Source organism: Rhodoferax sp. (assembly GCF_014859475.1).
Taxonomy (GTDB): Bacteria; Pseudomonadota; Gammaproteobacteria; order Burkholderiales; family Burkholderiaceae_C; genus Rhodoferax.
In genome coordinates this window covers 1-7,802 of record NZ_JACUUE010000113.1, presented here as the reverse complement: position 1 = coordinate 7,802, position 7,802 = coordinate 1, and the positions used below count along the sequence as shown (strand labels likewise).

Below are 7,802 nucleotides of genomic sequence, written 5' to 3'. Positions count from 1 at the left end.
CAGCCTGTAGCCCGGATGTCAATCCGGCAGGCGTGCGATGACCGACAGTCCCGGATTGCGCTGTGCTGCATCACGGAACCTGTCTAAACTGCGCCCAGCCATTGCCAGATCAAACGCAAGCCCGTTTTACCTCCAGGAACCCACTTCACCATGAACCCCAATATCTCCCTGATCGGCGCCCCCACCGACATTGGCGCGGGTAGCCGCGGCGCCAGCATGGGGCCCGAAGCCCTGCGCGTGGCCAACATCAATCAGGTGCTGGAAAGCCACGGCCTTGAGGTGATTGACCGGGGCAACCTGAGCGGGCCGCGCAACCCATGGCTGCCGCCGGTAAACGGCTACCGCCACCTGGCCGAGGTGGCCGCCTGGAACCAGACCGTGTTTGATGCGGTGTATGCCGAACTCCAGCAAAACCGTCTGCCGATCTTGCTCGGTGGTGATCACTGCCTGGGGCTGGGCTCGATCAGCGCGGTGGCGCGCCACTGCCGTGACACCGGCAAAAAACTGCGCGTGTTGTGGCTCGATGCCCACGCCGACTTCAACACCAGCGCACTCACACCCAGCGGCAACATCCACGGCATGCCGGTGGCCTGCCTGTGCGGTTATGGGCCGACAGAGCTGACCGGCATCGGTGGCCAGGTGCCGGCCATCAACCCAAAATGGATGCGCCAGATCGGCATCCGCAGTGTCGATGCCGGCGAAAAACGGCTGGTGCATGAGGCCGGGCTGGAGGTGTTCGACATGCGCTTTATTGACGAGATGGGCATGCGCGCCGCGATGGAGCTGGCGCTGGCACTGGTGGATGCCAACACCCACCTGCACGTGAGTTTTGACGTGGACTTTCTGGACCCCGACATTGCGCCCGGCGTGGGCACCACCGTGCGCGGCGGCCCCACCTACCGCGAGGCACAGCTGTGCATGGAAATGATTGCCGACACCGGCCGCCTGGCCTCACTCGACGTCATGGAACTCAACCCGGCCTTTGACGTGCGCAACCGCACCGCCGAAGTGGCGGTGGATTTGATCGAGTCGCTGTTTGGCAAGAGCACGTTGATGCGCAAGGCGGGTTAGGCGTCACCAACCTGTGCGCTGATTTGATGTTTGCTTGAACTTGGCCGACCCGGACGGCATGGATTGCCGCGCTTCGCTCGCAATGACGACGCCCCTCGACGGCAAGCCTGCCTCATCTACCGCCGACTGCGCGTGCCAAAAATGGCCGAGCCCACGCGCACCATTGTGCTGCCCGAGGCAATGGCCGCCTCCAGGTCGGCGCTCATGCCCATTGACAACGTGTCGAGCGTCAGACCTTGCGCGTTTAAAGCTTCAAACAAATCGCTGGCCCTTTTGAACACAGCGCATGCCGCGTCAAAGTCTGGCGCCGGTTCAGGAATGCACATGATGCCGCGCAGGCGCAGGCGGGGCAAACTGGCCACCGCTTGCGCCAGCGTCAGCGCAGCTGCGGGTGCCACGCCCGATTTGGTGGGCCCGCCATCGACATTGACCTGGATGCACACCTGCAACGGTGCCAGATCAGCGGAGCGCTGTTCGCTCAGGCGCTCGGCAATTTTGAGCCGGTCAACCGTGTGCACCCAGTCAAAATGGCCAGCCACCAGCCGCGTCTTGTTGCTCTGGATCGGGCCGATGCAGTGCCACTCGATCGGCAGCCCACGCAGCGCGGTGATTTTTTCCACCGCTTCCTGGATGTAGTTTTCGCCAAAGGCGGTTTGCCCGGCGGCAAAAGCCGCCTGCACCGCCTCGGCACCAAAGGTTTTGGAGACGGCCAGCAACGTCACCGCGTCACCTGGGCGACCCGCGGCCAGGCAGGCGGCTTGAATGCGCTGTCGCACGGCAGCGAGTCGGGTTGAAATCTTGGTCATAATTGCATTGCAGTCTGTCAGGCTGCTAGCGTAACAAACAAAAAGGGCCTTCAGTGGACATTACCCAATTGCTAGCCTTCAGCGTCAAAAACAAGGCCTCTGATTTGCACTTGTCGGCCGGCTTGCCGCCCATGATCCGGGTCAATGGCGATGTGCGCCGCATCAACGTGGAGCCGCTGGACAACAAGCAGGTGCATGCCATGGTGTATGACATCATGAACGATGCCCAGCGCAAAAAGTACGAAGAATTCCTGGAAGTTGACTTCTCCTTTGAAATTGAAAGCCTGGCGCGTTTCCGGGTCAACGCCTTCAACCAGAACCGAGGTGCCGGCGCGGTGTTCCGGACCATTCCCAGCAAAATCCTCACCCTCGAACAGCTCAACTGCCCCAAGATTTTCGGCGAGCTGGCCCTCAAGCCACGCGGCATGGTACTGGTCACCGGCCCCACGGGCTCGGGCAAGTCCACCACGCTGGCGGCCATGGTGAACTACCTCAATGAAACCGATTTCGGCCACATCCTCACAGTAGAGGACCCGATCGAATTTGTCCACGAGTCCAAGAAATGCCTGGTCAACCAGCGCGAAGTGGGGCCGCACACGCAGAGCTTTGCGGCAGCGCTGCGCTCTGCCCTGCGCGAAGACCCCGACTGCATTCTGGTGGGCGAAATGCGCGACCTCGAGACCATCCGCCTGGCCATGACGGCGGCTGAAACCGGCCACCTGGTGTTCGGCACGCTGCACACCTCCAGTGCCGCCAAGACCATCGACCGGATCATCGACGTGTTTCCCGCAGCCGAAAAGGAAATGATCCGCGCCATGCTCAGCGAGTCGCTGCAGGCGGTGATCTCGCAGACGCTGTGCAAGACCAAGGACGGCCAGAGCCGGGTCGCCGCGCACGAGATCATGCTGGGCACCAGCGCCATTCGCAACCTGATCCGCGAGGCCAAGGTGGCGCAGATGTACTCGAGCATCCAGACCGGCAACAACGTGGGCATGCAGACCCTCGACCAGAATCTGACCGACCTGGTGCGGCGCAATGTCATCAGCGCGGCAGAGGCCCGCTCCAAGGCCAAAATTCCCGAAAACTTCCCAGGATAATCTTATGGAACGCGATCAAGCAAGCACCTTCATTACGGAACTGCTCAAGTTGATGACGAGTCGCAACGGCAGCGACCTGTTCATCACTGCCGACTTTCCGCCGGCGATCAAGGTCGATGGCAAGATCACCAAGGTGTCGCCACAACCCCTGAACGAGGGCCACACATTGGCGCTGACGCGATCCATCATGAACGACAAACAGGTAGCCGAGTTCGAGCGCACCAAAGAATGCAACTTTGCCATTGCGCCATCCGGTTTGGGCCGTTTTCGGGTCAATGCCTTCATGCAACAGGGCCGGGTTGGCATGGTGCTGCGCACCATTCCCATGACGCTGCCCACCATCGACAGCCTGAATTTGCCGCCCATACTCAAGGAGATCGTCAACACCAAGCGCGGGCTGTGCATCATGGTGGGCGCCACCGGCAGCGGCAAATCGACCACGCTGGCGGCCATGGTGGACTGGCGCAACGAGACCACGTTCGGCCACATCATCACCATCGAAGACCCGATCGAGTTTGTCCACCCGCACAAGAACTGCGTGGTCACGCAGCGCGAGGTGGGCATTGACACCGACACCTGGGAAGCCGCCCTGAAGAACACCCTGCGCCAGGCCCCCGACGTGATTCTGATGGGCGAGATCCGCGACCGCGAAACCATGGAGCACGCGGTGGCTTTTGCCGAAACCGGCCACCTGTGCCTGGCCACGCTGCACGCCAACAGCGCCAACCAGGCGCTTGACCGGATCATCAATTTCTTCCCCGAAGAACGGCGCGCGCAACTGCTGATGGACCTGTCACTCAACCTCAAGGCACTGGTGTCGCAGCGCCTGATTCCAAAACAGAACAGCAAGGGGCGTCTGGCGGTGGTCGAGATCATGCTCAACTCGCCGCTGATTTCTGACCTGATCTTCAAGGGCGAGGTGACCAGCATCAAGGAGGTTATGAAGAAGAGTCGCAATATCGGCATGCAAACCTTCGACCAGGCGCTGTTCGATGCTTATGAGAGCAACCAGATCACCTACGAAGATGCGCTGCGCAACGCCGATTCGGTCAATGACTTGCGCCTGCAGATCAAGCTCAACAGCCAGCGCGGCAAGAGCCAGAATTTGGCCGCTGGCACTGAATTCATGGCCATCGTCTAAAACAACCCAGGAGCCAAGCAGGCATGAACCCGAGAACCTACCCAAACACCCCCGCACAGCGCGTTGCCTTTTTAGGCCTGGGCGTGATGGGCTACCCCATGGCCGGCCACCTGGCGCGCGCCGGACACCAGGTCACGGTGTACAACCGCACCACGGCAAAGGCTGTGGCGTGGTGCGAGGAACACACCGGTGCCGGTGGTTCCAGCGTGACCGTGCGTCACGCGCCCACGCCCTGCCTGGCGGCACACAACGCCGATCTGGTGTTCTGCTGCGTTGGCAACGATGACGACCTGCGCAGCGTGGTGCTGGGCGTTGACGGTGCCTTTGTCGGCATGAAGCCCGGTGCCGTGTTTGTCGATCACACCACGGCGTCGGCCAATGTGGCGCGCGAGCTCTATGCGGCGGCGCAAGCGCAGGGGCTCCATTTTGTCGATGCCCCGGTCTCGGGTGGCCAGGCGGGGGCGCAAAACGGCGCACTCACTGTGATGTGCGGTGGCGACCAGCCCGCTTTCGAGGCCGCACAACCGGTGGCCATGGCTTTTTCAAAGGCGTTCACCTACCTGGGCGCGAGTGGTGCCGGGCAATTGGCCAAAATGGTCAACCAGATTTGCATTGCCGGGCTGGTGCAGGGTCTGGCCGAAGCCATTGCCTTTGGCCAGAAAGCGGGCCTGGACATGAACCTGGTGCTCGACGTGATCGGCAAGGGCGCGGCGCAAAGCTGGCAACTCGACAACCGTGGCAAAACCATGGTGGCCGACCAATTCGACTTCGGCTTTGCCGTGGACTGGATGCGCAAAGACCTCGGGCTGGTGCTCGACGAGGCCAAACGCAACGGCGCCAGCCTGCCGGTCACCGCGCTGGTTGACCAGTTTTACGGAGATGTGCAGCGCCTGGGCGGGCAGCGCTGGGACACCTCCAGCCTGATCAAGCGGCTGAAATAAGTTTCCCCCTGAGCCGCGCCTGGTTGGCGCGTCTTCCCCTCAAGGGGACAACACCAGCGGCCCGGCAAAGCCGGTTCCACGGTGTTCTGGGTTAGACCATTGGGGCTTCCAGCTGACAGGTTAAGGACCTGTCTGGGAGACAGACGAACTTACCTGGTCGGGGTTGCCTTGGCTTCGCTGGCGGCGGGCTTGGGCAGCAGGGCGCGCAACTCGTCCTCGCTGAGGATTTCAAAAACGCGCACCACTTTTTGAACGCCAGGGGTTGCGCGCGCGATCTCGGTGGCGCGATCGGCCTCGCGCTGGGTGACACGACCCAACAGATAGACGGTGCCGCGCTCGGTGACCACCTTGAACGCGTTGACGTAAAGGTCCCTGGCATCGAGCAGGGCGGCTTTGACACGGCCGGTGATCAGGGTGTCGGAGGAGCGTTGCGTCAAGGAAGCATTGCCCAGCACCGCCAGCTCATTCACCACCGACTGCACGTTGTCAACGCGCGAGATGATCTGCTCGACCAATTGCGAATCCTGCAGGCTGGGCACTTCGCCGGTCAGCAGGACGCGACGGTTGTAGCTGTTGATGTTGACATGCACGCGCTCGCTCAGGTTGTCACGAACACGGCTGGCGCCGCGCAACTCAATGCCCTCGTCTTCCAGTTGCGCGCCTGCGGTGCGCCGATCGGTGGCCACCAACGAGCCCACCACGGCGCCACCCACGATGACCGGAAAACAGGCGCTCAACGAGGCACCCAGCGTGGCGCTGACGAGAATCAGGCCGAGAAGTTTTTTGCTTGCAAATGTCATGGTTTTGTCCTAGTCGCCAAGTAACAGGGTATCGACCGCATCGCACAGGCAATGCAGCGTCAAGAGGTGAACTTCCTGGATGCGCGCGGTGCGATCGTGGGGCACGCAGATGTGCACATCAGTGTCGCGCAGGGCCTGCGCCATCTTGCCGCCGCCGTGGCCGCTCAGGCCAATGACGACCATGTCGCGCGCATGCGCCGCCTCGATGGCGGCCAGCACGTTGGCCGAGTTGCCGCTGGTACTGATGGCCAGCAGCACGTCGCCGGGTTGCCCCAGCGCACGCACCTGGCGCGAAAAAATCTGCGTGAAATCGTAATCGTTGGCCACAGCAGTCAGGATTGAGCTGTCGGTGGTCAGGGCGATGGCCGCCAACTCGGGGCGTTCGCGCTCAAAGCGGCCAACAAATTCGGCCGAAAAATGCTGGGCGTCGGCGGCCGAACCGCCGTTGCCGCAACTCAGCACCTTGCCGCCGCTGGTGACACAGGCCAGCAGCGCCTGCACCGCGTCGGCAATGGGTTGGCTGAGCAGCGGGGCGGCCTGGTATTTGAGGTCGGCGCTGTCAATGAAATGTTGTTGAATACGTTGTTGCAGCATGGCCGCAATGATACCCGCGGCAAGTCTTTGCCGGCCGTGACCTGGCCCTGGTCAACCCCAGCTTTGCAAAGTCTTACATTCCGCCAGCCTCGAAGGCGCCCTCCAGCCACTCAAGGTGGCCGGCCTGCACCGCCACCACGTCAAAACGGCAGGGCGGCAGTGTGCCCAGGCGCATCAGGTAGTGGCGCGCCGCAAACACGATGCGCTTTTGCTTGGCCCAGCTGACGCTGGCCGCCGCCCCGCCATGGCTGCCTGACGCGCGACGGCGCACTTCGACAAAAACACAGGTGCCATCGGGTGCGCGCATGATCAGGTCAATCTCGCCACCGCCGCGCCCCGGGGTTCGATAATTGCGCACCAACAGGCGCAAACCAGCACGCTGCAAATGCGCCAGCGCCAGGTCTTCGGCCTGATCGCCGAGCTGTTTGGTGGTGGCTGGCGGCGACGCTACCTTACCCGTTTTGACCAGAGGAATACCCATTGACTTCAAGCTCCTTGACTCCCATTGGCGCCAGCTTTGCCCCGGCCCTGCTGGCCGCGCAACAGGCCTGTGGCCAGCAAAACTACCCGCGCGGTGCCTTGTATGTGGTGGCCACGCCGATTGGCAACCTGGCCGATATTAGCCTGCGCGCCTTGCACGTGCTGCAACTCGCCGACGTAATCGCCTGCGAAGACACGCGCCACACCCAGGCGCTGCTGCGCGCCTATGGCATCGACAAGCCATCGGCGCAGCTGCTGGCGCTGCACCAGCACAACGAGGCGCAGGCGGCGCAGACGGTGCTGGCGCGGCTGCGCCAGGGCCTGCGCGTGGCCTATGTGAGTGACGCCGGCACGCCCGCCATCAGCGACCCCGGCGCGCGCTTGGTGAATGATGCGCGCCAAGCCGGTTTGCCGGTGTTGCCGTTGCCCGGCGCCAGCAGCATCACCACCGTGCTGAGTGTGGCCGGCCTCACGCTGGATGCCCGGCACCCCGATGGTTTTGTTTTTGCCGGTTTTTTGCCCAGCAAAAGCGGTGAGCGCAATACCGCGGTGCAGGCGCTGGCGACTGAGGCGCGCGCGGTAGTCTTGCTGGAAGCACCGCACCGCATCGAGGCCCTGGCCGCAGCACTGGCCGTGTTGGGCGCGCGGGCAGTCACGGTGGGGCGCGAACTGACCAAGCAGTTCGAGGAAATTGCCACGCTGCCCGCGCAGGACTTTCCGGCTTGGCTGGCGCAGGACAGCAACCGCCTGCGCGGTGAATTTGCGTTGGTGCTGCACCCGGCACCAGCCGACGCTGCCAGCGGCCCCGACACCCGCGTGCTGCAATTGCTGCTGGCCGAGTTGCCGCTCAAAACCGCCGTCAAACTGGCCGC

9 protein-coding genes are annotated in these 7,802 nt (G+C 62.8%); 5 read left to right on the top strand and 4 right to left on the bottom strand.

Annotated features, from left to right (window positions below; translation table 11 throughout):
- Window positions 1-150: 150 nt before the first annotated feature.
- Window positions 151-1,071: an arginase gene (gene rocF, locus IBX54_RS10205; RefSeq protein WP_296542549.1), complete on the top strand. Its 921-nt coding sequence runs from the start codon at window positions 151-153 to the stop codon at window positions 1,069-1,071.
- A gap of 116 nt (window positions 1,072-1,187) precedes the next feature.
- Here the strand turns inward: rocF and IBX54_RS10200 are convergent, their stop codons facing one another.
- The gene (locus IBX54_RS10200) at window positions 1,188-1,877 is read right to left on the bottom strand and encodes a YggS family pyridoxal phosphate-dependent enzyme (RefSeq protein ID WP_296542548.1); all 690 of its coding nucleotides are present in this window, start codon (window positions 1,875-1,877) and stop codon (window positions 1,188-1,190) included.
- 53 nt (window positions 1,878-1,930) lie between these two features.
- Between IBX54_RS10200 and IBX54_RS10195 the strand changes: the two genes are divergently transcribed.
- From IBX54_RS10195 to IBX54_RS10185, 3 genes are read left to right on the top strand one after another with little or no spacing between them, the layout of a single operon-like run.
- Entirely contained in the window at window positions 1,931-2,974 is a 1,044-nt protein-coding gene (locus tag IBX54_RS10195; RefSeq protein ID WP_296542547.1) for a type IV pilus twitching motility protein PilT, read from the top strand.
- A gap of 4 nt (window positions 2,975-2,978) precedes the next feature.
- Window positions 2,979-4,115 carry a PilT/PilU family type 4a pilus ATPase gene (locus tag IBX54_RS10190; RefSeq protein ID WP_296542546.1) on the top strand — a complete coding sequence of 379 codons (1,137 nt, stop codon included), beginning with the start codon at window positions 2,979-2,981 and terminating at the stop codon, window positions 4,113-4,115.
- A 23-nt stretch (window positions 4,116-4,138) separates the two neighbouring features.
- On the top strand, window positions 4,139-5,056 hold the full coding sequence (locus tag IBX54_RS10185; protein ID WP_296542545.1) for an NAD(P)-dependent oxidoreductase: 918 nt from the start codon (window positions 4,139-4,141) through the stop codon (window positions 5,054-5,056).
- A 149-nt stretch (window positions 5,057-5,205) separates the two neighbouring features.
- Here the strand turns inward: IBX54_RS10185 and IBX54_RS10180 are convergent, their stop codons facing one another.
- From IBX54_RS10180 to IBX54_RS10170, 3 genes are all read right to left on the bottom strand, one after another.
- Window positions 5,206-5,856, bottom strand: a complete 651-nt coding sequence (locus IBX54_RS10180) for a BON domain-containing protein (RefSeq protein WP_296542544.1) — start codon at window positions 5,854-5,856, stop codon at window positions 5,206-5,208.
- A 9-nt stretch (window positions 5,857-5,865) separates the two neighbouring features.
- On the bottom strand, window positions 5,866-6,450 hold the full coding sequence (locus IBX54_RS10175; RefSeq protein ID WP_296542543.1) for a phosphoheptose isomerase: 585 nt from the start codon (window positions 6,448-6,450) through the stop codon (window positions 5,866-5,868).
- A gap of 73 nt (window positions 6,451-6,523) precedes the next feature.
- Complete coding sequence (locus IBX54_RS10170; RefSeq protein WP_296542542.1) at window positions 6,524-6,931, bottom strand: YraN family protein; 408 nt, start codon at window positions 6,929-6,931, stop codon at window positions 6,524-6,526.
- Window positions 6,932-6,954: 23 nt separating this feature from the next.
- Here IBX54_RS10170 and rsmI point away from each other — a divergent pair.
- Window positions 6,955-7,802: 16S rRNA (cytidine(1402)-2'-O)-methyltransferase (gene rsmI, locus IBX54_RS10165; protein WP_296542550.1), on the top strand; the 848-nt coding region annotated here is incomplete at its 3' end.